This is a genomic window from Shinella sp. M27, from assembly GCF_049199905.1.
Classification (GTDB): domain Bacteria; phylum Pseudomonadota; class Alphaproteobacteria; order Rhizobiales; family Rhizobiaceae; genus Shinella.
Genome location: NZ_JBLZPK010000046.1, coordinates 4,512 through 26,338, shown reverse-complemented (window position 1 = coordinate 26,338; position 21,827 = coordinate 4,512). Strand labels below are relative to the sequence as shown.

Here is a 21,827-nt window from a genome sequence, read left to right as displayed (position 1 = left end):
CCTGTTTGCGGAGATCTTGTTCCGGGCCGGTGTGTCACTCTGCGGCGCTCGTAAGCCGAAACATCGCGTTTTGCCTTAAGTCTTCATTCACCATTCCCGGCGATGCTGGTCCGATATTCTTGCCGGGATGAGCGATTATGGGACGCGACTGGAACTTTGCCGTGAAGGCCGCAAGGCTTGTGACGGGCGCTTGCATTGTGCTGCCGATGGCAGGTGCTGCTGTCGCAGAGGAACCCTTCATGCGCGTCTATATGGATCATGCGCGGGTGCTTCGATTGGATCGCCCGGTCAGCAAGGTGATCATCGGCAATGCTAAGGTTGCCGATGCGACGGTGGCAGACGCCAAGACGATCGTCCTGACGGGCCGCAGCTTCGGCACCACCAATATCGTTCTGCTCGACACCGACGGCAATGCGATCGTTGACGAGCGCATCCTGGTGTCGATCGACGAAGGCAACACGGTGCGCGTCTTCCGCCAGACGGACCGGTCCGTGCTTTCTTGCACACCCAATTGCGAAGAGCATGCCACCAGCAACCAGACGGATGGCTGACCAGGTGTGTCGCTTCGGCTGGCCGAAAGCGGGAAACCGTTCAATTCTTCGCACGCGCGCACACGAAAAATAAACGGTCGGCGGTCTAGTCTCCTTCCATCCAGTATATGGGAATGGATCGCGATGACGCTCGATCACACGACAGACATCCGACGGAGGTCGATGAAAGACCTGTTCCGCCGTTTCCTCACCAGGCGTGACGGCGCGACGGCGATCGAGTTCACGCTGCTCAGTCTGCCGTTCTTGGTGATCGTATTCGCTTCGCTCGAAACGTTTGTCGCCTTCTCCGCCGAGCAGATTCTTTCGAACGCCACGGAAGTGATGGCGCGCAAAATCCGTACCGGCGAAATCACCTATAAGCTCGGCAAGACGACGGATATGAGCACGGCACAGTTCCGCAAGGCGTTCTGTGAAGAGATTGCGATCATGATGACCTGCTCGGCCAACGAGCTGGAGACGCCGGATAAGCTGTATATCGACGTGCGCACCTTCGCGAAGTTCACGGACATTCCGAAGTCGCTCCCCCGGAACGGCACTGATCTCGATACGTCCAACTTCAAGTTTGCGCCCGGTGGCAAGAAATCGATCAACATCGTCAGGGCGTATTACCGCTGGGACATCATGACCGACCTCGTCCGTCCTTTCATCTCGAACATCAAGTCGGCAGACGGTTCGAGGCAGAACTATCTGATGATCGCAAACGTCGTGATCCAGAACGAGGATTACTAGGGATGGAAAATAGACCCTTGCACAAGGATTCCGTCCTGAAAGAGCAGCCTATCAAGGGTGGCGTGCTTCCGCGGTTGCGCCGTTTCGTCGAGGATCGCCGGGGGGTCGGTGCCATCGAGTTCGCGATTGTCGCGCCCCTCCTGATCATGGCCTATGTCAGCGCCTTTGAGATTTCCGTCGCCGTCACCGTGTCGAGAAAGATCAACCGCGCCTCGGCCACCGTGTCCGACCTTCTCACGCAGAACCAGACCACGAACAAGGCGACGCTCGACACGATGAAGACGGTCACGAAGACTGTGATCGCACCCTTCTCGCAGGATGGCTATTCGCTGAAGATCACCGGTATCGCCGTCGCTGCGGACGGTAAGGCGACGGTCGCCTGGTCTCGGGACCAGAATGAGCAGCGGCCCTACGCAACCGGTCTCGTTGTAACACTGCCCTCGACATTGGAAGCCAAGAGCACTTTTATCGTGCGCACGGAACTGACCGTGCCCTATACACTGCTCTCGATGATGCCTAGCCTTGCCTCTTCCTTCAACAAGATCAATCTTTCCAAGACGAGCTATTTCCGCCAGCGAACCGGCGATAAGATCACCTGCAGCGATTGCTGAGGCGCTGGCTTCTTTCGCGATTTTTCTTGAACCCGTCTTGCCGCCCGTGCCATGTCTGAAGGTTCATTCCCATCGTTCGGCGAGGGGATGCGGACAGACGGCAGGTGATCCATGGCGCGAGCCTTTCTCTTCGTTCTCGACAGTTTCGGCATCGGCGGTGGTCCTGATGCCGCCGCCTTCGGCGATCTCGGTGCCGATACGCTCGGCCATATCGCCGAATTCTGCGCGGCCGGCGTTGCCGACAGGCCGGGCCTCAGGCAAGGACCACTGAAACTGCCCAACATGTCGGCGCTGGGTCTCCTGCATGCCGCCCGCGCTGCGACCGGCCGTTTTCCCGAGGGCATCGACGTGCCGCAGCGCGTTTTCGGCTATCACGGCGCGGCGAGCGAGGTCTCGAACGGCAAGGACACGCCGTCGGGCCATTGGGAGATCGCCGGCACGCCCGTCTCGTTCGACTGGGGCTATTTCCCGTCGGAAGGCGACGCCTTCGAGCCCGAACTGGTGGAAGCGATCTGCGCGGCCGGCAATGTGCCCGGCATCCTCGGTAACTGCCACGCCTCCGGCACCGACATCATCGCCCGGCACGGGCAGGAGCATAGGCGTAGCGGCAAGCCGATCTGCTACACCTCCTCCGACAGCGTCTTCCAGATCGCCGCGCATGAAAGCACGTTCGGCCTCGACCGTCTGCTTTCCTTCTGCGAGATCGTGCGCAAAATCCTCGACGAGCGGCCAGGCGGGCGCATCGGCCGCGTCATCGCGCGGCCCTTCATCGGCGAGACGCCCGAGACCTTCGAGCGCACCGGCAACCGGCGCGACTATTCCGTGCTGCCGCCGGAGCCCACCCTGCTCGACCGGCTGACGGAGGCCGGCCGCACGGTGCATGCCGTCGGCAAGATCGGCGATATCTTCGCCCATCAGGGCATCGGCACGCTCACCAAGGCGAACGGCAACATGGCGCTGTTCGATGCGACGCTCGCCGTCATGGACGAAGCCAAGGACGGCGATCTCGTCTTCACCAATTTCGTCGATTTCGACATGCTCTACGGCCACCGCCGCGATGTCGCCGGCTATGCCGCGGCGCTCGAAGCCTTCGACCGGCGCCTGCCGGAGGTGGACCGAAAGCTGAAGCCGGGCGATATCGTCATCCTCACCGCCGACCACGGCTGCGATCCGACCTGGCGCGGCACGGACCACACGCGCGAGCGCGTGCCGATCCTGAGCTTCGGGCCGGGTCTGCGCTCGCGCCTCATCGAAACCCGCAAAACCTTCGCCGATATCGGCGAAACCGTTGCCCGCCATCTCGGCATCGCGCCCGGCCCGCACGGAAGGAGTTTTTTGTGACCAGATCCATGCCCAAGGCCGAGCTGCACTGCCATATCGAAGGCGCGACCCCGCCCGCACTCGCCGCCACCCAGGCAAAACGCTACGGCATCGAGACGTCCTCCTTCATCAAGGACGGCGCCTATTCCTGGCAAGATTTCACGAGCTTCGTGCAGAGCTACGATGCGACCGCCAATCTCTTCCGCACGGAGGAGGATTATGCGCTGCTCGCCGAGACCTATCTGACCGAGATCGCCGCGGCCGGCGCCATCTACAGCGAGCTGATCGCCTCTCCCGACCAGGGCGATGCCGTGGGCATCGGCGCGGATGCCTATATGCGCGGGCTTGCCGAGGGCGCCGAACGCGCCAAGGCGAAGACCGGCATCGAGACGCGCCTGCTGGTCGTCGGCATCCGCCATTTCGGTCCGGAGCAGGTGGTGAAGGCGGCGGAATATGCCGCGCGCCGGCCGCATCCGCTGATCACGGGCTTCAACCTCGCCGGTGAAGAGCGCATGCACCGCGTCGCCGATTTCACCCGCGCCTTCGACATTGCCCGTGATGCCGGCCTCGGCATCACCATTCATGCCGGCGAACTCTCCGGCGCCTTTAGCGTGCGCGATGCGCTCGATCATGTCAGGCCGTTGCGCATCAGCCACGGCGTGCGCGCCATCGAGGATGCCGATCTCGTGAAACGTCTGGCGGACGAGGGCACGGTGCTGGAAGTCTGCCCCGGTTCGAATGTAGCATTGAGCGTTTTCAAGGATTTCGACAGCCACCCACTGCGCGCCCTTCACGCGGCCGGCGTGCGCGTCACGCTCAATTCCGACGACCCGCCGTTCTTCCACACCTCGCTTGCCCGTGAGTACGAGGTCGCCTCGGCCGTGATGGGCTTCAGCGACGCTGAGATCCTCGGTATGACGCGCACCGCCATCGAGGCTGCTTTCGTCGACGAGCCGACGCGGCAGAAGCTGCTGGCCAAGCTCTAAGACACAAGCCGGCTGTGGGGATGTTGCCTGCGGCCGGCTGTCGTCTCTTGCAGGTCCCGGCCGTTCCGTGGGAGAAGTACGCACTTACTTACTTTCGGAAGGTTGGCCATGGACGGCGTTACAGTCATCAATCACCCGCTCGTGCAACACAAGCTGACCATCATGCGCAAGGAGGAGACGTCCACGGGCAGTTTCCGCCGCCTGCTGCGTGAAATCTCGACGCTGCTCTGCTACGAAGTCACGCGCGATCTGGAGCTGACGACGGCGCGCATCAAGACACCGCTCGAGGAGATCGATGCGCCTGTTCTCGAAGGCAAGAAGCTGGTCTTCGCCTCGATCCTGCGCGCTGGCAATGGCCTGCTCGAAGGTATGCTGGAGCTGGTGCCCTCGGCCCGCGTCTCGCATATCGGCGTCTACCGCGATCACGAGACGCTGGAGGCGGTCGAATATTTCTTCAAGGCGCCCGACAGCATCGACGAACGCCTCGTCATCGTCGTCGATCCGATGCTGGCGACCGGCAATTCGGCGATCGCCGCCATCGACACGCTGAAGAGCCGAGGTGCGACGAATATCCGCTTCCTCTGCCTGCTCGCCGCGCCTGAAGGCATCAAGAGTTTCCGTGCGCATCATCCGGACGTGCCGGTCTACACGGCATCCATCGATCGCCAGCTCAACGAGAAAGGCTATATCGTGCCCGGCCTCGGCGATGCCGGCGACCGCATGTACGGCACGAAGTGAGCCGTTAACCGGCCGTTCACCAAGCAAAGCGAAGATCGTGGAGAGGGGCGCCGTCGAGCGCCCCTTTTGCCGTCCGTTAGCCGCAAGCGTGTTATTTCGGGACAGATCCTTCCGGAGACCTGTCCATGTTCGTTCGCAGCCTCGTTTTTCTCTTCGGCTCCGTTGTCGTTGCCGCCACCGTAGTGCCCGGCGTGGCGATCCGTTATCTCGAGGGAACGAACAGCAAGACACCGGAAGCGACGGTCGAAAAGGCGTCCGTGCCGGCGGGCCAGGATGCTGCGCGCTACACGGGCAATCGCAGCGCCGTGATCGACGCCGATGCCAATGGTCATTTCACCGGCCTGTTCTCCATCAACGGCCGCAAGGAAGAGGGCCTCGTCGATACGGGCGCCAGCATGATCGCGCTCAATGTCACGACCGCCCAGCGGCTCGGCATCGACAAGACCGACCTCAACTTCCGCTATGCCGTGGATACGGCGAACGGCCGGGCGCGCGCCGCCTATGTCAAGCTCGACAAGGTCGAGATCGGGCCGATCAAGGTCGAGAATGTCGGCGCCATGGTGATGGACGACAAGGCCCTGTCGGGCACGCTGATCGGCATGAGCTTTTTGAAGGGCCTCGCCTCCTACAAGGTCGAGGACGGCCGCCTGCACCTCACGCGCTGATGCGCGTCAGGATATCCGGCGACAAGGCTGGAGCCTCCGGCGCAATCGTGTAGAGCGCGGCAAGCCGTTCCGCCGCCCGCGCCGCAGCGTCGGCATCGGCGGCATGTACGCGGCCGATCTCGTCGCCCTTTTCCACCTTCGTGCCCAGCGGAAGAAGTCGATCGAAGCCGACGCGATGGTCGATTGCATCATCCGGCCGGCTGCGCCCGCCGCCAAGTTCGATGACGGCAAGGCCGACGCCGCGCGTGTCGCAGGCGCTGAGATACCCGGCCTGCGTGGCGATGACCGGGCGGATGACCGGTGCGGGTTGCAGATAGGTTTGCGATCTCTCGACGATATCGGCGGGGCCGCCGAGCGCGTGCACCATGCGCCCGAAAACATCAGCCGCCACGCCGCTGGAAAGGGCCTTCGCCGCCTGTATTTCGGCAGCCGGCCTGTTCGGTTCCAGGCCCGACAGCACCAGCATCTCCGCCGCGAAGGCCAGCACGATGCGCTCCAGCCGCGTGCCGGCCTTTTCGCCCTTGAGGAAGGCGAGGCAATTGGCGATCTCGACAGCGTTTCCGGCGGCGTCGGCGAGCGGCTGGTTCATGTCGGTAATAAGAGCGGACGTTGTCACGCCCGCGCCGTTCGCCACCTCGACCAGCGAGCGGGCGAGCGTCTCGGCCTCCGCCGCATCCGTCATGAAGGCGCCGTTGCCGACCTTCACATCCAGCACCAGGGATTGCAGGCCCGCGGCGAGTTTCTTGGAGAGAATGGAGGCGGTGATCAGCGGCACCGAATCGACCGTCGCCGTCACGTCGCGGATCGCATAGATGCGCTTGTCGGCGGGGGCGAGCGCGGTGGTCTGGCCGATGATCGCGCAGCCGACATCCTTGACCGTGCGGCGGAAGAGGTCGGCCGACGGCATGATCGTATAGCCGGGGATTGATTCCAGCTTGTCCAGCGTGCCGCCGGTATGGCCGAGGCCACGCCCCGAGATCATCGGCACGGCAAGGCCGCAGGCCGCCGCGATCGGCGCCAGCATCAGCGAGACGTTATCGCCCACACCGCCGGTCGAGTGTTTGTCGGCGATCGGCCGGTCGATATCCGACCAGTCGAGCACGTCACCCGAATCGCGCATGGCAAGCGTCAGCGCCACGGTCTCGTCGCGCATCATGCCGTTGAACCAGATGGCCATGGCAAGTGCGGCCACCTGGCCCTCGGAGACGCTGCCATCCGTCACGCCGGCGATGAAGCGGGCGATCTCCTCACGGGTGAGGGGCTCGCCGCTGCGCTTGCGGAGGATCGTCTCCTGCGGCAGCATCGTTCAGTAGCTCGCAGGCGCCGACGGCGCGGCCTGGCCGCCGAGCACGGAGAGGATATCGCCGAGCAGGCCCGAGGCGCCGAAGCGGAAGGTTTTGGGCGTCGCCCATCCCTCGCCGAGGATCTTGGCGGCGAGCGCGAGATAGTCGGCGGCATCGCCCACCGTGCGCACCCCGCCGGCCGGCTTGAAACCGACAGGCTTGCCACTGGCCTTGATGGCATTCAGCATGATCTCGGCAGCCGGCAGCGTGGCGTTGACGGCAACCTTGCCGGTCGAGGTCTTGATGAAGTCGGTGCCGGCGGCAATCGCAAGGTCCGAGGCCTCGCGGATCAGTGCGGGATCCTTCAATTCGCCGGTTTCCAGAATGGTCTTGAGACGGACGGGCGGCGTGCAGGCAGCCTTGACGGCTTCTACCATCTCCGTGACGGCGCCTTCGTCGCCGGCAATGAAATCGCGGTAGGGAATGACGAGGTCGATCTCGTCGGCGCCGTCGGCGATCGCCTGTTTCGTTTCGGCAATCACTTCGGCAACCGCCAGGTCCCCGGCGGGGAAGTTGACGACGGTGGCGATCTTCACCGCATGGCCCTTGCCGAGAATGCCGCGCGCCTGCGCGACGAAGCGCGGCCAGATGCAGATGGCGGCGGTCGTGCCGAAGGGCGTCTGGGCCTGCGCGCAGAGCTTTTCGATGGCTGCCGCGTCGCAAGTGTCCGTGAGGTCGGTCAGGTCGAGCAGAGAGAGCGCTTTCTGCGCGGTGTCCTTAAGCATGGTCGTTGCCTCCGCCCGCGATCATTTCAGCGAGGATGGCGGCAAGCCGCTTTCCGCCGATCGGGGCCATGTCCTTGGTTTCGTGATGGCTGAGCTCGCCGCCCGTCATGCCGGCGCCGAAATTGGTGATGACCGAGGCGGCCGCGACCTTCAGGCCGATATGGCGGGCGATCAGCACTTCCGGCACGGTAGACATACCTACGGCATCCGCGCCGAAGACGCGCGCCATGCGGATTTCCGCCGGCGTTTCGAAGCTCGGGCCGGAGAACCACATATAGACGCCTGATGAAAGCGGGATATCCAGCTTGGTCGCAGCGGCTTCCATGCGGGCGGCCAGCTCCGCATCATAGGCATTTGTCATGCCGACGAAGCGGTCGTCGCTGTCCAGGCCAACAAGCGGATTGGTGCCGGAAAAATTGATGTGGTCGGAAATGCGCATCACCGAGCCCGGCGGCATGTCCTCGCGCAGCGAGCCGGCCGAGTTGGTGAGGATCAGCGACGTCACGCCGAGCCCCTTCAGCACCTCGATCGGCGCGCGCATGGCATTCGCATCGCCGCTCTCATAGTAGTGCACGCGGCCGGACAGCATGATGACGGGCACGGCACCGAGGTAGCCGATGACGAGTTCGCCGGCATGGCCCGAGACGGAACTGACCGGAAAGCTCGGCAGGTCGGCATAGGGAATGCGCAGCGGGTTCTGCACGGCCTCCACGAGGGAGCCCAGGCCGGAGCCGAGCACGATTCCGTAGCGCGGCAGAACACCGGCAAGGCGCGAGATCAGGAAGTCCGTGGTCTGAACGCTCATCCGAGAATATCCGTCGCGAAGCTGTGCGGCAGAAGCTCGTCCATGGTCATGGTCTTCTTCACGCCGGTCTCGTCGCACAGATAGATCGGCGTCTTCGCCGTCGCGAATTCCGCGATCTTCTGCCGGCAGCCGCCGCAGGGCGGGCAGAGCGGCAGCTTTTCGGCGATGACCGCCATTTCGACGATCTTCTTGTTGCCGGCCATGATCATATGGCTGATCGCGCTCGGTTCGGCGCACCAGCCCTGCGGAAAGGACAGGTTTTCGATATTGGCGCCGGCATAGATCTTTCCATCCTCGGCGCGGATCGCCGCGCCGACGGGGAATTTGGAATAGGGCGCATGCGCGAAGGCCATCGCCGCGCGCGCCGCCTCGAAGAGGTCGTGGGACATCTTATTATCGCTCCTTGACGTAGGGCACGCCGCCGGCTTTCGGCGGAATGGCCTTGCCGATAAAGCCTGCAAGCAGGATCACGGTGAGGATATAGGGCAGGGCCTGCATCAACTGTACCGGCACCTTGCCGATCAGCGGGAAGGCAAAGCCCTGGTAGCGGATGGCGAAGGCATCGAGGAAGCCGAAGAGCAGGCAGGCGAAGAGAATATTCTTCGGCCGCCACTTGGCGAAAATGAGGGCGGCGAGCGCGATATAGCCCTTTCCGGCCGTCATGCCCTTGGTGAAGCCGGCGCCGGCTGAAAGCGACAGATAGGCGCCCGCGATGCCGCAAAGAATGCCGCAGCAGATGACGGCTCGGTAGCGCAGCCAGATGACCGAGATGCCGGCCGTATCGACGGCACCCGGATTTTCACCGACGGCGCGAAGGCGCAGGCCGAAGCGCGTGCGGTAGAGAATCCACCAGCTCGCCGGCACCATCAGGAAGGCGAGATAGGTCAGCGGCGAATGGCCCGACAGCAGGCCGGAATAGATCGGGCCGAGGATCGGCACGTCGCGCAGGGCATCGGCGAAGGGCAGATGGATTGTGCCGAAACGACCGTCGTCGGAGAGAGCCGGCGTGCGCCCGCCCTGCTTGAACCAGGCTTCGCCGAGGATGACGGTGGAGCCGGCGACGACGAAGTTGATGGCGACGCCAGAGACGATCTGGCTGCCGCGCTGGGTGATCGAGGCATAGCCATGCACCAGCGAGAGAAGCATGGACACGACGATCGCGGCCAGCAGGCCCATGTAAACGGACTGGGTGATATAGGCGACGCAGCCGGCGGCGAAGGCCGCGCCCAGCATCTTGCCCTCAAGGCCGATGTCGAAGACGCCGGCACGCTCGGTGAAGAGACCGGCAAGGGCGGCGAGGATCAGCGGGGTCGAGACGCGGACGGTCGATTGCGCGAGTTCGATGAAGACCTGAAAGAAATCCATGGATCAGGCTCCCTTGGTGGCGGCGACGTCGCGCGTCTTCGGCGAAAGGCCGATGACGAGACGGGTAATGGCGGGGCGGAACATATGTTCGAGCGCTCCGGCAAAGAGGATCACCAAGCCCTGGATGATGACGATCATGTCACGCGAGATGGAGGGCATCTCGAAGGAGATTTCCGCACCGCCCTGATAGAGCATGCCGAAGAGCAGCGCGGCCGGGATGATGCCCGCCGGATGCGAGCGGCCCATCAGCGCCACCGCGATGCCCACGAAGCCCGCGCCCTGGACGAATTCGAGCTGCATGCGGAACTGCTCGCCCATGATCGGGTTCAGCGCCATCATGCCGGCAAGGCCGCCCGAGATCATCATGGTGATGACGATGATCTTGGCTTCCTTGATGCCGGCATAGCGCGCGGCGGCGGGGCTGTGGCCCATCGTGCGCATCTCGTAGCCGAGTTTCGTGCGCCAGATCAGCACCCAGACGCCGAAGGCGGCGACGAGCGCCAGCAGAAAGGAGATGTTGAAGGGGGCATTGCCGACGGAAAGCCCGAAGATCGACATCAGCCAGTCGAGCTTGGGCAGCTGGCCACCGGCATCGAAAGTGCGGGTTTCCAGCGACATCGAGCCGAGCGGCTTGAACACCTTGTTGAGCAGGTAGTTCATCAGGCTGGCGGCGATGAAGTTGAACATGATCGTCGTGATGACGATATGGCTGCCGCGCTTGGCCTGCAGCCAGCCGGGGATCATCGCCCAGAGCGCGCCGAAGAAAGCGGCGCCGAGGATGGCGATCGGGAAGACGAGATACCAGGGCAGCGTCCGGTCGAGCGCAAGGCAGGCGAGCGCCACGCCGATGCCGCCGACATAGGCCTGGCCTTCGCCGCCGATGTTGAACAGGCCGGCATGGAAGGCGACCGCCACGGCAAGGCCGGTGAAGATGAAGGTCGTGGTGTAGTAGAGCGTGAAGCCGATATATTCGCCGCGGCCGAAGGCGCCGTTGATCATGTGATAGGCGGCTTCCAGCGGGCTTTCGCCGACGATCAGCACGACGAGGCCGGAAATCAGGAAGGCGACGGCGAGGTTGACGAGCGGGATCAGGCCATATTCGGCCCAGGCCGGCAGTTTCGCATAGGGAACACTCATTCCGCGGCCTCCTTCGGGCCTTCCACACCGGCCATCAGCAGGCCGAGTTCACCTTCGGTGGCATCCGGGGCACGCTCGCCGACGACGCGGCCGGCAAACATCACGAGAATGCGGTCGGACAGCGCGCGGATCTCGTCAAGTTCGACCGAGACGAGCAGCACGGCCTTGCCCTGATCACGCATCTCTATGATGCGCTTGTGAATGAATTCGATGGCCCCGACATCGACGCCGCGCGTCGGCTGGCCGATGATCAGCACATCGGGATTGCGCTCCATCTCGCGCGCGAGCACGATCTTCTGCTGGTTGCCGCCGGAGAAATTGGCGGTCTTCAGCCGCGGATTCGGCGGGCGGATGTCGTAAGCCGCGATCTTCTCTTCAGCTTCGGCCCTGATGGCGTCGATGTCGAGGGTCAGACCCTTCCGGTATTTCGGATCGTCGTGATAGCCGAGAATGGCGTTCTCGCTCTCCTCGAATTTCAGGACGAGGCCGACATGGTGGCGGTCTTCGGGCACATGGGCCAGCCCACATTTTCGCAGCTCCGCCGGATCGGCATTGCCGGTCACATCGACGGGGCGGCCGTTGAGCAGCACGGTGCCGGATTTGGCGCGGCGGATGCCGGAAATCGCCTCCAGCAGCTCCGACTGGCCGTTGCCGGCGACACCAGCGATGCCGACGATCTCGCCGGCCCTGAGGTCGAAGGACACGTCGTCCACCATGGTCACGCCGCGGCTGTCGCGCACCGTGAGGTTCTTGACCGAGAGCTTGACGTCGGCGGGCTTGGCCTCACCCTTTTCGACGCGCAGCAGAACACGGCGACCGACCATCAGCTCGGCCAGTTCCTCGACGGAGGTGTCCTTGGTCGTGCGCGTCGCCACCATCTCGCCGCGGCGCATGACCGAGACCTCGTCGGTGATCGCCATGATCTCGCGCAGCTTGTGGGTGATGAGGAGAACGGTTTTGCCTTGGTCCTTCAGTTGGCCGAGAATGCGGAACAGGTGATCGGCCTCGGCCGGCGTCAGAACGCCCGTCGGCTCGTCGAGAATGAGGATATCGGCCTTGCGGTAGAGCGCTTTCAGGATTTCGACACGCTGCTGGATACCGACGGGCAGTTCCTCGATCACGGCGTCCGGATCGACCTCCAGCGCATATTCCTTCTCGAGCCGCTTCAGTTCGGCGCGCGCCTTGGTGATGCCGGCATTGAGGATCTGGCTTTCCTCTGCGCCGAGCATGATGTTTTCCAGCACCGTGAAGTTTTCCACCAGCATGAAGTGCTGGTGCACCATGCCGATGCCGGCGGCGATCGCCGCATTGGGATCGCGGATTTTGATCGTCTTGCCGTCAATCACGATGTCGCCGTGGTCGGCCTGGTAGAAGCCGTAGAGGATCGACATGAGGGTGGATTTGCCGGCGCCGTTTTCGCCGATGATACCGTGAATGGTGCCTTTGCGGACCTTCAGGTTGATATTCCGGTTGGCGTGGACGAGGCCGAAGCTCTTGTCGATGCCCTTCAGTTCGATTGCCAGTTCGCTCATGACGATCCACTCTTACGGGGATTTAGGGCCGACGGGCCGTTTTTCGGCCTGCCGGGTCGTAGTCTTGTTGCTTCCGTTGCACTTGTCCAGCCCGATTGCGGGCCGGGGGCTCCCCCGCTATAGCTCAGGCTTGCCGCATGACGAGGACAGCCATGACAGATCTTCCCGAAGACACCGACGCCACGCGCATCGCCCGCCTGGAAGAGCATGTCGCCCACCAGGCCGTTACGATCGAGGAGCTCTCCGACCAGCTCGCCGAACAATGGCGTGTGGTCGAGCAGGTCAGGACGAAGCTCGACCGGCTGACGGAACGGTTTCTCTTGCTGGAGGAAGGGGCCGGCGAAGCCCCGGCCATTACCCGCCCGCCGCATTACTGAACGGGCAGCGCCGCAGGCCAAACAGGGTGAACGCGCCGGAAAACGGAATCGGCCCGTCTGCTTTCGCAAACGGGCCGTCAATGCCGCTTAGTAGGGGCAGGTCTCGTCCGTCATGTAGTCATGGACCTTCACCGTGCCGGCGATGATGTCGGCGCGCGCCTTGTCGATGGCGGCCTTCATTTCCGGGGTGATGAGCGGTGCGTTGTTGTCGTCCATGGCGACGTCGACACCGTTTTCCTTCAGGCCGAGCACGTTGATGCCGGGCTTGAACGTGTCGTCCTTGGCCGACATGAAGGCGTCGTAGACGGCGACGTCGACGCGCTTGACCATCGAGGTCAGGACCTTGCCCGGATGCATGCCGTTCTGGTTGGAATCGACGCCGATGCCGAGCTTGCCGGCGTCAGCCGCAGCCTGGAGAACGCCGACACCCGTGCCGCCGGCAGCGTGATAGACCACGTCCGAGCCCTGGTCGAACTGGGACTTCGCGATTTCGCCGCCCTTGACCGGGTCGTTCCAGGCATCCGGCGTCGTGCCCGTATAGGCTTCGAGCACCTTGTAGTCGGCGCCGAGCGACTTCACGCCGCCCGTATAGCCGCAGGCGAATTTGTGGATGAGCGGGATGTCCATGCCGCCGACGAAGGAGACGGTCTTCGACTTGGAAGCCATGCCGGCGAGGATGCCGGCCAGCCAGCCGCCTTCTTCTTCCTTGAAGACGACCGAGCGGACGTTCGGCTTGTCGACAACCATGTCGATGATGGCGAACTTGGTGTCGGGATATTCGGCGGCAACCTTCTCAAGCTGCGCTGCCCAGGAGAAGCCGGCCATCACGATCGGGTTGTTGCCGTCGCCGGCGAAGCGGCGAAGCGCCTGCTCGCGCTGGGCGTCGTTGGCGATTTCGAATTCGCGGTATTCGATGCCGGTCTCGGTCTTGAACTTTTCCGCGCCGTTATAGGCCGCTTCGTTGAACGACTTGTCGAACTTGCCGCCGAGGTCATAGATGATCGCCGGCTTGATATCCGCGGCGAGCGCGCTGGCCGACATGGCAGCAGTTGCAAGAAGGGTGAGAAGGGTTTTTTTCATTGTGCAGCCCTGTTCGCTATTGATCTTATAGGGACCTTCCGCGCGGGCGCTGACAGGCGCGCGGCGGAGCCACCGACCCGTTCCCTTGGGTCAGGCTGGCGGCATCCTTGCATGCCTCCGGGAAAAATTCACCAGAAATTTTTCAGATGGTAAAAAATAGAAGCCGCCGCCAACAGGAAGATAAAACCCTGTTCGCGACGGCGCGGATTTCCCCGAATTTTCGAGCTTTTTCAGCCGATGGCGCAGGCCACGCCCGTGCCGCGAAGGCCGCAATAGCCGCCGGGATTCTTGGCGAGATACTGCTGGTGCACATCCTCGGCGAAGTAGAGTGGCCCGGCCTTGGCGATCTCCGTCGTGATGCGGTCAGTGCGCCCGGCTGCCGTCAGGGCCGCCTGGTAGGCGTCGCGCACACGCCGCGCCGTCGCAAGGTCGGCCTCATCGTCGAGATAGACCGCCGAGCGGTAGGTCGTGCCGATATCGTTGCCCTGGCGCATGCCCTGCGTCGGGTCATGCGCCTCGAAGAAGACCTTGAGCAGCGCCTCGAGCGTCACCGTGGCGGGATCGTAAACGACGAGCACGACTTCGGTATGGCCGGTCAGTCCCGTCGTCGTCTCGTGATAGGTCGGGTTGGGCGTGAAACCGCCGGAATAACCCGCCGCCGTCACCCAGACGCCGGGGATTTTCCACAAGAGCCGCTCGGCGCCCCAGAAGCAGCCCATGCCGAGCAAAACGGTCTTGAAACCTTGCGGATAAGGGCCCTTCAGCGGATTGCCGTTGACGAAATGCGTTTCCGACGTCGGGATCGGCTGCTCACGGCCGGGAAGCGAGGCTTCCGGCGCGGGCATGGCGGTCTTCTTGTTGAACATATCGATCAGGAACATGGATGGCCTCCTGGCCGGGCCGCGCGGGACGGCGGCGGTTTAATGTATCAGGCGGTGAAGCGGCCTGCGACGGGCGGGCGCCGGTAGGCGATAACCCAGAAGAACAAGGATACGGCGAGCAGCACGGCAAAAGCCGGCTGCGACAGCACCCAGAGCGCCGCCGGATCCCAGGCATAGGGGAACTTGCGCATGATGCCGTCGGCGACGAGCGCGATCGTATCCGGGCTTGCCGTGCTCCAGGCAACGGCGAGCGGCGTCAGCACCGGCTCGGAGGCGGAGACCGACTGGATCGCATCGATCGTGCCGGCCATGACCGCAACGACGAGGGCGAAGAGACTGATGGCCTTCAGGACGAACCGTATCATGCGCACCCTCCCGGTGCCCTTGGGAGCCGAAAACCGCTCCACTTCATTGCTGCCTATAGATAGGAAGACGCGCGGCACTCTGCAATCCTTCGCCGCGATGCGGCATATCCTTCAAAAAACTGTCAGAAAGCGGTTGATTGCGCGCCAAACCTCGGTATATATCGCGCCGTCTCGCCGGAATGGAAACAGGAAGGCGACCCGCGTCGGATTAACCACCGGCAGCGAGCGGACGGACAGGTGGCCGAGTGGTTGAAGGCGCACGCCTGGAAAGTGTGTATAGGGGAGACTCTATCGCGGGTTCGAATCCCGCTCTGTCCGCCATCCTTTTGTAACCCTCCCCCCATAATATCTGCCGGATTGTCGCCGGACCTGGCTTTCGCCGCGCCCGCAGCATCTGTTTCAACGGCGTTGCCGACGGGATTTTCATGGTTACGATTGCGGTTGCCGGTATCGGCTATGTCGGGCTTTCCAATGCGGTGCTGCTTGCCCAGTACAATGATGTCATCGCCTATGACATTTCCGCGGAACGGGTGGCGAAGGTCAATCAGCGCCTTTCGCCCATCGTCGATGCCGAGATCGAAGACTATCTTGCGACGAAACCGTTGCGGTTGAAGGCGACGACGGACAAGGCGGAGGCGTTTACCGGGGCGGATTTTATTCTCGTGGCGACGCCGACCAACTACGATCCGCAGTACAATTATTTCGATACGAAAAGCGTTGAGGCGGTCATCGACGAGGCGCGGGCACTCAATCCGGATGCCACTGTTATCATCAAGTCCACCGTGCCCGTCGGCTATACCCAGGCGCTGCGCAATGAGCGCGGTGACGCGCGCATCGTCTTCTCGCCGGAATTCCTGCGTGAGGGTAAGGCGCTGCATGACAACCTCTACCCGTCGCGCATCGTCATGGGGGCGGATACGCCGGAGGCGCGGCTCTTTGCGAGCCTGCTGCAGCAGGGCGCCTTGAAGGACGACGTGCCGCTGCTCTTTACCGGCTCGGGCGAGGCCGAGGCTATCAAGCTCTTCGCCAACACCTATCTCGCCATGCGCGTCGCCTATTTCAACGAACTCGATTCCTACGCCATGACGCATGGCATCGACACGCGCCAGATCATTGAGGGCGTCGGGCTCGATCCGCGCATCGGCAAGCACTACAACAATCCCTCTTTCGGCTATGGCGGCTATTGCCTGCCGAAGGACACCAAGCAGCTTCTGTCCAATTTCTCCGATGTGCCGCAGAACCTCATCCGCGCCATCGTCGATGCCAACACGACGCGCAAGGAGTTTCTGGCGCTCGACATCGTCGCGCGCAACCCCGATGTAGTCGGCGTCTACAGGCTCGCGATGAAGAAGGATTCGGATAATTTCCGTGAATCCTCCATCCAGGGCATCTTGAAGCGCATCAAGGCCAAGGGCATTCCGGTCATCATTTACGAGCCGGATTTCGAGGACGACACGTTCTTCCGCTCGGAAATCGTGCGCGATCTCGACGCGTTCAAGCGCCGCGCCGACCTCATCGTTGCTAACCGCCTTTCCGCTGAACTCGAAGACGTCAGGGATAAGGTTTATACGCGCGACGTTTTCGAGCGGGACTGAGGCTTCAGGCGAGCCATGCCGGCAGGCGCGGCGGCACGCGGCCGGTCAGCGCCGCCTCGATGCAATCGGCGAGATTGCCGAAGCGCACGGTGCGGCCGGAGAGGCCCGGGCCGTAATGGGCGTATTTGCCGGAATTGGTGATGAGCGCCCGTGTCTTCGTCGGGAAAATCGGTTCGGAAATCGAGCACCAGCAGAGATCCGGCAGGACCTGAACGCCGCTCGCCCTGAGCCGGGTCAGGACGTCGCCGGATTGCGCCATGACATCGCGGCCGGCCGTGACGATGACGGTGACATCGGGATGGCGCTTGCGGTCGCCGAGCGCATCGGCCAGCGCCCGGCATTCGGAGGACGAGGCGTGCGGGCTGCCGATGGCAACGAGTTCGACCTCGGCGGGGCCGTCGTTGAACATCCTCCAGACGTCGATCATGTCGGCGCGGGTGATGATTGTGCGGTCGGCATTGTCGGCGGCGCTGCCGTCGGCTTCGGGCGTCACGCCCTCGATATGCAGCATGGGGGCGGCCGAGGTGGTGCCGAAGGCGGCGCACAGTGCCTTCAGATCGTCCTGCGTTGGCTTGGCGGTCGCAAGGCCGCGCAGCAGGGGGATGCGGTCGGGTGCCGCGCGGCCGGCGAGATAGCCGACGATCGGCCAGAAGGCGTCGTCGATAGTGTCGGGCAATTCCACGTCGATGACGCGCCTGGCCTTGCGTTGTTCGTCGAGATAGACGCCGGACAGCGGCGCGCGGCCGGTGAGCGCGATGCAGAGGTCAAGGAAATCGGGGTGTTTTGCCGTGCGGGCGCCGAGCACTGTGTTGGCGAAGATCACGGCATTGGATTCGGCCCAGGCGATGGCCTCGCCCGTCTTCGGCGCGCTGTCGAGCAGGTAGGGCGAGCAGGTGAAGGTCGGGCGGCAGCCCATGCGCACATAGGCATCGGCAAGGCGGGCGGCCGGGTCGCCGAACTCCTGCGGCACACCCTGCTTCTCCCAGTTGGCGCGGTCGACGGAGATGGCGTTCATCGTGGTCGGCACACGCACCTTGGCGCTCATGTCGGCCATCTTTTCCGCGAAGGTTAGGTTGGCGGGGCTGGCATAGATGCAGCCGTCAATATGGCCCTGCACCACGTCGATGAGCTTTTCCGCACCCTGTTGGGCGGCCATGGCGATGGTGATGCGCAGCGCCAGCTGCACCGCGATGCCGTCGCGGCCTTCGAGCATGGCACGGTCGTTCTCGGTGAGATCGAGGGCCGCTGTGGCCGGCGGGGAAACGGGGATGACGAGGTCGTCGGCGACGATTTCTGTGTCGCTGATCGTCGCCGTCTTGGCACGACAGAGCGCGTCATAGGCCTCATGCGAGAGGCGCAAAACCGGCAGCGATTTGCCGAACATTTCCGCGGCGATCAGCGCACCGAGCGTCAGAACATCCTCCGCCTCGCTGAAAACAAGCGCGGCCGGCGCGCGGCCGGTGAGCGCCAGATCGAGCAGCACGCCGGATCCGGTGCAGGAGCCGCGGCTCGACGGCATCATCAGGATGCCGCCGGTGATCGTCACGCCATGCAGCGGATGGTGCACGTCGATGACGCGGCCGGTCGCCGGATCGACGCCGCCCCAGAAGCTCAGCGCCTCGCCCGCGGCGATGATCGGACCGGAGGCTGTTCCGGCAAGAATGCTGCGGGCGGAGAGCGCTGTCATGGAATAGCTCCTAGAAACGTTGCGGCGAGAAAGGTGCGATGTCGATGGTGGTCGGCCGGTCTGTCAAGAGATCGGCGACGAGACGGGCGGTGCCGGCGGACTGCGTGAGGCCGAGATGGCCGTGACCGAATGCATAGATGACCTTCGGCGTGGCACGGGCGCGGCCAATCGCCGGCAGGCTGTCCGGCAGCGACGGGCGAAAACCCATCCACTGCACGCCGCCCTGGGGCTTGAGGCCGGGCAGGAAGGTGCGGGCCTTTTCCAGCATGGCCTGCGACCTCTGGAAGTTCGGCGGCAGCTTCAGTCCGCCAAGCTCCACCGCGCCGCCAACGCGGATGCCGGTCGAAAGCCGGGTCACGACGAAGCCGTGGCCGCCGAAGGTCACCTGCGTGCGCAGGTCGAAGGCGTCGACAGGCAGCGTCGTGTTGTAGCCGCGCTCGGTCTCGAGCGGGATGGTTTCACCAAGCGAGCGCGCGACCTGATGAGAGAAGGCACCGGCCGACAACACGACCTTCTGCGCCCGCAGCGTCCGTCCGTCGGTCGTGCGGATTTCGATGCCACCCTCGATCGGGTGCAGGCCGGAGACGTCGGCACGCTCGATTGTGCCGCCCTTTGCGCGAAAATGGTCGGCAAGCACCAGCGTGTAGAGTTTTGGATCGGCGATGGAATACCAGCCGGGCGTAAACGTGCCGTGCGTGAAGCGTGGCGCGAGGCCGGGCTGGATCGCCGCCATGGCATTGGCGTCGAGATGGTGGAACTCGACGCCGTGCTGTTCGCGGGCCTTCCAGCCGGGCAGCGAGGCGTTGAGTTCGGCCTGGCTTTCATAGACCTGCAGGTTGCCTTCCTTGCGCAGCATGCCGAGCGTATCGGTCTGGGCGAGGAACGGTTCCAGCTCGGCCTTGGAAAGGTCCATCAGCGCGGTCTGCGCCGCCGTGGAATGAGCGACGCGGCTTGCCGAACAGGCACGCCAGAAGCGGAACATCCACGGTGCGATCTTGATGGCGTAGGACGGCGGAACGCTGAGCGGCCCAAGCGGATCGAGCAGCCATTTCGGCGCCTTCTTCAGGATGCCCGGCGAGGCGAGCGGCAGGATGTCGGTGAAGGCGAAAGCGCCGGCATTGCCGGCAGACGCGCCGGCTGCCGGGGCCTCGCGTTCCAGAACGGTGACGGTGAGGCCGCGCGCCTGGGCGGCAATGGCCGCCGACAGGCCGACGACGCCGGCGCCGATGACGACGACGCCGGGCTGAATGTCAGTGTTCATCACGGTCTCAATGCGTCGCGGCGAGGAAGTTTTGCAGCTCAGGATCCTTCGGCGCGCCGAACAACGCTTCCGGCGGTGCGATCTCGGCCATCACGCCCTTGTGGAAGAAGGCGACGCGGTCGGAGACTTCGCGGGCGAACTTCATTTCGTGCGTGACGCAGATCATCGTCATGCCTTCGGAGGCCAGCATGCGCAACGTGTCCAGCACTTCGCCGACGAGCTGCGGGTCAAGCGCCGAGGTCACTTCGTCGAACAGCATATAGGCCGGCGACATGGCGAGCGCCCGGGCAATCGCCATGCGCTGCTGCTGGCCGCCTGACATGCGGCTCGGATAGACCTTCAGCTTGTCGCCGAGACCGACATGGGTCAGCTGCTTGACGGCCATGGCCTCGGCTTCGGCCTTCGACTGGCCGAGAACCTTGACCGGCGCCAGCATGACGTTTTCCAGCACGGTCAGGTGCGGGAAGGCGTTGAACTGCTGGAAGACGATGCCGAGCTTGCGGCGCAGCTTGTTGAGGTCCGTGCCCTTGGCATGGACGTCGGTGCCGTCGACCACGATGCGGCCGGCATCGATGGTCTCCAGACCGTTGATGCAGGTGAGCAGCGTCGACTTGCCCGAGCCCGAGCCGCCGATGATGGTCAGCACTTCGCCCTTCTGGACGGTGAGGTTGATCCCCTTGAGAACTTCGAGCTGGCCGAAGGACTTGCGGACGTTTTCGATCTCAATCATTGGACCACCGTTTTTCGAGATAGCCGCCAAGCCGGGCTATGGGGAAGCTGATGATGAAGTAGATGGCGCCGCAGATCAGCAGGATGAACAGCGGTTCCTGCAGGCGCGTGACGAGGATCTGCGAGGCGCGCAGCAGCTCGATGAGGCCGAGCCAGAGCACCAGCGCCGAATCCTTCATGACGCCGAGCGTCAGGCCGATCCAGGCGGGCAGCGAGACGCGGGTGGCAAGCGGCGCCACGATGTAGCGCATGTCCTGCCACCAGGTCATGCCGAGCGATCGGGCCGCGCGGCGCGTCGTCGTCGGTACGGCGGAGATGCCGCCGCGCACGATCTCGGTGCAGTAGGCGGCCGTATAAAGCGACAACACCACGCAGGATGTGGTGAAGGGCGCCCAGCCGAGCTTCATGATCGATTGCGCCGCATTGCCGAGCACGAGCTGAATGAGCAGCGGCACGGAGCGGAAGATGTCGAGCAGGAAGGTGATCGGCAGCGACCAGTAGGTGCCGAGCTGGTTGCGCAGCACGCCGAAGACGACGCCGAGAATGGTGCCGGCGATCACGGAGACGGCGGTGACCGCAAGCGTCATCAGCGCGCCTTGGGCGAGGAAGCCGAGATCGGCAAGCGTGAGAGCGGTATCGAACATGGGTTACCCTCTCAGTAGCGGAACATGCGCGTGGCGGCGAGACGCGCAGCCAGCGTCACGGCCTTGGCGATCAGATAGTAGATGACCGCCGCGAGCGCGAAGAATTCGAAGGTCCGGAAGGACACCGCATTCAGCGCCTGGGTGACGCCGGCGAGATCGGTGTTCATGCCGACGGTGACGCCGAGCGAGGTCATCAGGATTGCCCAGACCATCTGGTTGGTGGCCGGCAGGAAGGCGATGCGCAGCATTTGTGGCATGACGATGTAGCGGAAGGCCATGAGCGGCGTCATGCCGAGCGAGCGGCCGGCGCGGGTCTGCGTTTCCGGGATCGCCTTCAGCGCGCCGCGGAAATTCTCCGCGAGATAGCCGGCATTGTTGAAGGCGATGCCGACGAGCAGCGCCGTATAGGGGCTCAAGTGGATGCCGAAGCTGCCCAGCCCGAAATGCGCCATGTAGATCTGGAAGAGCGCCGGCGTGTTGCGCGCGATCTCGACCCAGACGGTCGCAAAGCCGTTCAGGATGCGGTTGCCGGACAGCCGGAAGAGCGTCAGCGCGAGCGCGACGACAAGGCCGATGGCCATGGAGGCGAGGGCGATCTGGAGCGTGACCAAAGCACCGTCCAGCATCTGCGGCAGGGCCTTGAACGCCTGATTCCAATGGAAATTATAACTGAACATTGCCGTCTCACCCTTCGGAAACGA

General features: G+C 63.7%; 24 protein-coding genes and 1 tRNA gene. 10 read left to right on the top strand and 15 right to left on the bottom strand.

Translation table 11 applies throughout. The features are described 5' to 3' along the window. Positions 1-206 precede the first annotated feature (206 nt). The 7 genes from ACOZK4_RS18350 to ACOZK4_RS18320 all read left to right on the top strand — a co-directional run bounded on the left by ACOZK4_RS18350 (position 207) and on the right by ACOZK4_RS18320 (position 5,600). Positions 207-551: a pilus assembly protein N-terminal domain-containing protein gene (locus ACOZK4_RS18350; protein ID WP_313526669.1), complete on the top strand. Its 345-nt coding sequence runs from the start codon at positions 207-209 to the stop codon at positions 549-551. A 162-nt stretch (positions 552-713) separates the two neighbouring features. Next, positions 714-1,280: a TadE/TadG family type IV pilus assembly protein gene (locus ACOZK4_RS18345; RefSeq protein WP_313526565.1), complete on the top strand. Its 567-nt coding sequence runs from the start codon at positions 714-716 to the stop codon at positions 1,278-1,280. A gap of 2 nt (positions 1,281-1,282) precedes the next feature. Beyond that, positions 1,283-1,891, top strand: a complete 609-nt coding sequence (locus ACOZK4_RS18340; RefSeq protein WP_421593116.1) for a TadE/TadG family type IV pilus assembly protein — start codon at positions 1,283-1,285, stop codon at positions 1,889-1,891. Between the two features lie 111 nt (positions 1,892-2,002). Next, positions 2,003-3,232 (top strand): phosphopentomutase, encoded by a 1,230-nt coding sequence (locus ACOZK4_RS18335; protein ID WP_421593115.1) that lies wholly within the window; start codon positions 2,003-2,005, stop codon positions 3,230-3,232. 8 nt (positions 3,233-3,240) lie between these two features. Beyond that, positions 3,241-4,197: an adenosine deaminase gene (locus tag ACOZK4_RS18330; protein WP_421593181.1), complete on the top strand. Its 957-nt coding sequence runs from the start codon at positions 3,241-3,243 to the stop codon at positions 4,195-4,197. A gap of 108 nt (positions 4,198-4,305) precedes the next feature. After that, on the top strand, positions 4,306-4,935 hold the full coding sequence (upp, locus tag ACOZK4_RS18325; RefSeq protein WP_117367370.1) for a uracil phosphoribosyltransferase: 630 nt from the start codon (positions 4,306-4,308) through the stop codon (positions 4,933-4,935). 125 nt (positions 4,936-5,060) lie between these two features. Further along, entirely contained in the window at positions 5,061-5,600 is a 540-nt protein-coding gene (locus ACOZK4_RS18320) for a TIGR02281 family clan AA aspartic protease (protein ID WP_421593114.1), read from the top strand. Here ACOZK4_RS18320 and deoA read toward each other — a convergent pair. Genes deoA through ACOZK4_RS18285 form a run of 7 tightly spaced genes read right to left on the bottom strand, consistent with a single transcriptional unit; the run spans position 5,590 to position 12,507 of the window. Continuing rightward, the gene (gene deoA, locus ACOZK4_RS18315; RefSeq protein ID WP_421593113.1) at positions 5,590-6,903 is read right to left on the bottom strand and encodes a thymidine phosphorylase; all 1,314 of its coding nucleotides are present in this window, start codon (positions 6,901-6,903) and stop codon (positions 5,590-5,592) included. The two genes, ACOZK4_RS18320 and deoA, sit on opposite strands and share 11 nt — an antisense overlap. Positions 6,904-6,906: 3 nt before the next feature. Next, positions 6,907-7,668 (bottom strand): deoxyribose-phosphate aldolase, encoded by a 762-nt coding sequence (gene deoC / locus ACOZK4_RS18310; protein WP_421593112.1) that lies wholly within the window; start codon positions 7,666-7,668, stop codon positions 6,907-6,909. Further along, positions 7,661-8,473, bottom strand: a complete 813-nt coding sequence (locus ACOZK4_RS18305) for a purine-nucleoside phosphorylase (protein ID WP_421593111.1) — start codon at positions 8,471-8,473, stop codon at positions 7,661-7,663. The genes deoC and ACOZK4_RS18305 overlap by 8 nt, the downstream gene beginning before the upstream one ends. Further along, positions 8,470-8,862, bottom strand: coding sequence for a cytidine deaminase (locus tag ACOZK4_RS18300; RefSeq protein WP_421593110.1), 393 nt, complete (start codon positions 8,860-8,862; stop codon positions 8,470-8,472). The genes ACOZK4_RS18305 and ACOZK4_RS18300 overlap by 4 nt, the downstream gene beginning before the upstream one ends. A gap of 4 nt (positions 8,863-8,866) precedes the next feature. Further along, the gene (locus tag ACOZK4_RS18295; protein ID WP_421593109.1) at positions 8,867-9,838 is read right to left on the bottom strand and encodes an ABC transporter permease; all 972 of its coding nucleotides are present in this window, start codon (positions 9,836-9,838) and stop codon (positions 8,867-8,869) included. Positions 9,839-9,841: 3 nt separating this feature from the next. Beyond that, a complete protein-coding gene (locus ACOZK4_RS18290; protein WP_421593108.1) occupies positions 9,842-10,975 on the bottom strand; it encodes an ABC transporter permease in 1,134 nt (377 codons plus the stop codon). Continuing rightward, the gene (locus ACOZK4_RS18285; protein ID WP_421593107.1) at positions 10,972-12,507 is read right to left on the bottom strand and encodes an ABC transporter ATP-binding protein; all 1,536 of its coding nucleotides are present in this window, start codon (positions 12,505-12,507) and stop codon (positions 10,972-10,974) included. The genes ACOZK4_RS18290 and ACOZK4_RS18285 overlap by 4 nt, the downstream gene beginning before the upstream one ends. A 152-nt stretch (positions 12,508-12,659) precedes the next feature. On the opposite strand from ACOZK4_RS18285, the gene ACOZK4_RS18280 reads away from it, so the two are divergent. Continuing rightward, positions 12,660-12,884, top strand: coding sequence for a SlyX family protein (locus ACOZK4_RS18280; protein ID WP_421593106.1), 225 nt, complete (start codon positions 12,660-12,662; stop codon positions 12,882-12,884). A gap of 87 nt (positions 12,885-12,971) precedes the next feature. Here ACOZK4_RS18280 and ACOZK4_RS18275 read toward each other — a convergent pair whose 3' ends face one another. From ACOZK4_RS18275 to ACOZK4_RS18265, 3 genes are all read right to left on the bottom strand, one after another. Further along, positions 12,972-13,964: a BMP family ABC transporter substrate-binding protein gene (locus tag ACOZK4_RS18275; RefSeq protein WP_313526603.1), complete on the bottom strand. Its 993-nt coding sequence runs from the start codon at positions 13,962-13,964 to the stop codon at positions 12,972-12,974. Positions 13,965-14,194: 230 nt separating this feature from the next. Next, positions 14,195-14,845: a peptide-methionine (S)-S-oxide reductase MsrA gene (gene msrA / locus ACOZK4_RS18270; protein ID WP_421593105.1), complete on the bottom strand. Its 651-nt coding sequence runs from the start codon at positions 14,843-14,845 to the stop codon at positions 14,195-14,197. Positions 14,846-14,892: 47 nt separating this feature from the next. Then, positions 14,893-15,210, bottom strand: a complete 318-nt coding sequence (locus ACOZK4_RS18265) for a hypothetical protein (protein ID WP_313526609.1) — start codon at positions 15,208-15,210, stop codon at positions 14,893-14,895. Positions 15,211-15,441: 231 nt separating this feature from the next. On the opposite strand from ACOZK4_RS18265, the gene ACOZK4_RS18260 reads away from it, so the two are divergent. Then, positions 15,442-15,531 (top strand) — tRNA-Ser (locus tag ACOZK4_RS18260). Positions 15,532-15,635: 104 nt separating this feature from the next. Next, positions 15,636-16,805 (top strand): nucleotide sugar dehydrogenase, encoded by a 1,170-nt coding sequence (locus ACOZK4_RS18255; protein WP_421593104.1) that lies wholly within the window; start codon positions 15,636-15,638, stop codon positions 16,803-16,805. A 4-nt stretch (positions 16,806-16,809) separates the two neighbouring features. On the opposite strand, the gene ACOZK4_RS18250 is transcribed toward ACOZK4_RS18255, so the two are convergent. From ACOZK4_RS18250 to ACOZK4_RS18230, 5 genes are read right to left on the bottom strand one after another with little or no spacing between them, the layout of a single operon-like run. Beyond that, the gene (locus ACOZK4_RS18250) at positions 16,810-18,492 is read right to left on the bottom strand and encodes an aconitase X (protein ID WP_421593103.1); all 1,683 of its coding nucleotides are present in this window, start codon (positions 18,490-18,492) and stop codon (positions 16,810-16,812) included. A gap of 10 nt (positions 18,493-18,502) precedes the next feature. Continuing rightward, positions 18,503-19,753 carry an NAD(P)/FAD-dependent oxidoreductase gene (locus ACOZK4_RS18245; protein WP_421593102.1) on the bottom strand — a complete coding sequence of 417 codons (1,251 nt, stop codon included), beginning with the start codon at positions 19,751-19,753 and terminating at the stop codon, positions 18,503-18,505. A 7-nt stretch (positions 19,754-19,760) separates the two neighbouring features. Continuing rightward, positions 19,761-20,483, bottom strand: coding sequence for an amino acid ABC transporter ATP-binding protein (locus tag ACOZK4_RS18240; RefSeq protein ID WP_313526620.1), 723 nt, complete (start codon positions 20,481-20,483; stop codon positions 19,761-19,763). Beyond that, complete coding sequence (locus ACOZK4_RS18235) at positions 20,476-21,126, bottom strand: amino acid ABC transporter permease (protein ID WP_313526623.1); 651 nt, start codon at positions 21,124-21,126, stop codon at positions 20,476-20,478. The genes ACOZK4_RS18240 and ACOZK4_RS18235 overlap by 8 nt, the downstream gene beginning before the upstream one ends. A gap of 11 nt (positions 21,127-21,137) precedes the next feature. Beyond that, on the bottom strand, positions 21,138-21,803 hold the full coding sequence (locus tag ACOZK4_RS18230; protein ID WP_421593180.1) for an amino acid ABC transporter permease: 666 nt from the start codon (positions 21,801-21,803) through the stop codon (positions 21,138-21,140). Between the last annotated feature and the right edge of the window lie 24 nt (positions 21,804-21,827).

Excerpts from the sequence above, each read along its gene's own strand:
- ACOZK4_RS18335 (WP_421593115.1), top strand. The coding sequence starts at position 2,003 with ATGGCGCGAGCCTTTCTCTTCGTTCTCGACAGTTTCGGCATCGGCGGT.
- ACOZK4_RS18345 (WP_313526565.1), top strand. The coding sequence starts at position 714 with ATGAAAGACCTGTTCCGCCGTTTCCTCACCAGGCGTGACGGCGCGACG.
- ACOZK4_RS18350 (WP_313526669.1), top strand. The coding sequence starts at position 207 with ATGGCAGGTGCTGCTGTCGCAGAGGAACCCTTCATGCGCGTCTATATG.
- msrA (WP_421593105.1), bottom strand. The coding sequence starts at position 14,845 with ATGTTCCTGATCGATATGTTCAACAAGAAGACCGCCATGCCCGCGCCG.
- ACOZK4_RS18235 (WP_313526623.1), bottom strand. The coding sequence starts at position 21,126 with ATGTTCGATACCGCTCTCACGCTTGCCGATCTCGGCTTCCTCGCCCAA.
- ACOZK4_RS18275 (WP_313526603.1), bottom strand. The coding sequence starts at position 13,964 with ATGAAAAAAACCCTTCTCACCCTTCTTGCAACTGCTGCCATGTCGGCC.
- ACOZK4_RS18300 (WP_421593110.1), bottom strand. The coding sequence starts at position 8,862 with ATGTCCCACGACCTCTTCGAGGCGGCGCGCGCGGCGATGGCCTTCGCG.
- ACOZK4_RS18290 (WP_421593108.1), bottom strand. The coding sequence starts at position 10,975 with ATGAGTGTTCCCTATGCGAAACTGCCGGCCTGGGCCGAATATGGCCTG.
- ACOZK4_RS18255 (WP_421593104.1), top strand. The coding sequence starts at position 15,636 with ATGGTTACGATTGCGGTTGCCGGTATCGGCTATGTCGGGCTTTCCAAT.
- ACOZK4_RS18245 (WP_421593102.1), bottom strand. The coding sequence starts at position 19,753 with ATGAACACTGACATTCAGCCCGGCGTCGTCGTCATCGGCGCCGGCGTC.
- ACOZK4_RS18280 (WP_421593106.1), top strand. The coding sequence starts at position 12,660 with ATGACAGATCTTCCCGAAGACACCGACGCCACGCGCATCGCCCGCCTG.
- ACOZK4_RS18285 (WP_421593107.1), bottom strand. The coding sequence starts at position 12,507 with ATGAGCGAACTGGCAATCGAACTGAAGGGCATCGACAAGAGCTTCGGC.
- upp (WP_117367370.1), top strand. The coding sequence starts at position 4,306 with ATGGACGGCGTTACAGTCATCAATCACCCGCTCGTGCAACACAAGCTG.
- ACOZK4_RS18265 (WP_313526609.1), bottom strand. The coding sequence starts at position 15,210 with ATGATACGGTTCGTCCTGAAGGCCATCAGTCTCTTCGCCCTCGTCGTT.
- ACOZK4_RS18295 (WP_421593109.1), bottom strand. The coding sequence starts at position 9,838 with ATGGATTTCTTTCAGGTCTTCATCGAACTCGCGCAATCGACCGTCCGC.
- ACOZK4_RS18320 (WP_421593114.1), top strand. The coding sequence starts at position 5,061 with ATGTTCGTTCGCAGCCTCGTTTTTCTCTTCGGCTCCGTTGTCGTTGCC.
- ACOZK4_RS18230 (WP_421593180.1), bottom strand. The coding sequence starts at position 21,803 with ATGTTCAGTTATAATTTCCATTGGAATCAGGCGTTCAAGGCCCTGCCG.
- ACOZK4_RS18250 (WP_421593103.1), bottom strand. The coding sequence starts at position 18,492 with ATGACAGCGCTCTCCGCCCGCAGCATTCTTGCCGGAACAGCCTCCGGT.
- ACOZK4_RS18240 (WP_313526620.1), bottom strand. The coding sequence starts at position 20,483 with ATGATTGAGATCGAAAACGTCCGCAAGTCCTTCGGCCAGCTCGAAGTT.
- deoC (WP_421593112.1), bottom strand. The coding sequence starts at position 7,668 with ATGCTTAAGGACACCGCGCAGAAAGCGCTCTCTCTGCTCGACCTGACC.
- ACOZK4_RS18305 (WP_421593111.1), bottom strand. The coding sequence starts at position 8,473 with ATGAGCGTTCAGACCACGGACTTCCTGATCTCGCGCCTTGCCGGTGTT.
- deoA (WP_421593113.1), bottom strand. The coding sequence starts at position 6,903 with ATGCTGCCGCAGGAGACGATCCTCCGCAAGCGCAGCGGCGAGCCCCTC.
- ACOZK4_RS18340 (WP_421593116.1), top strand. The coding sequence starts at position 1,283 with ATGGAAAATAGACCCTTGCACAAGGATTCCGTCCTGAAAGAGCAGCCT.
- ACOZK4_RS18330 (WP_421593181.1), top strand. The coding sequence starts at position 3,241 with ATGCCCAAGGCCGAGCTGCACTGCCATATCGAAGGCGCGACCCCGCCC.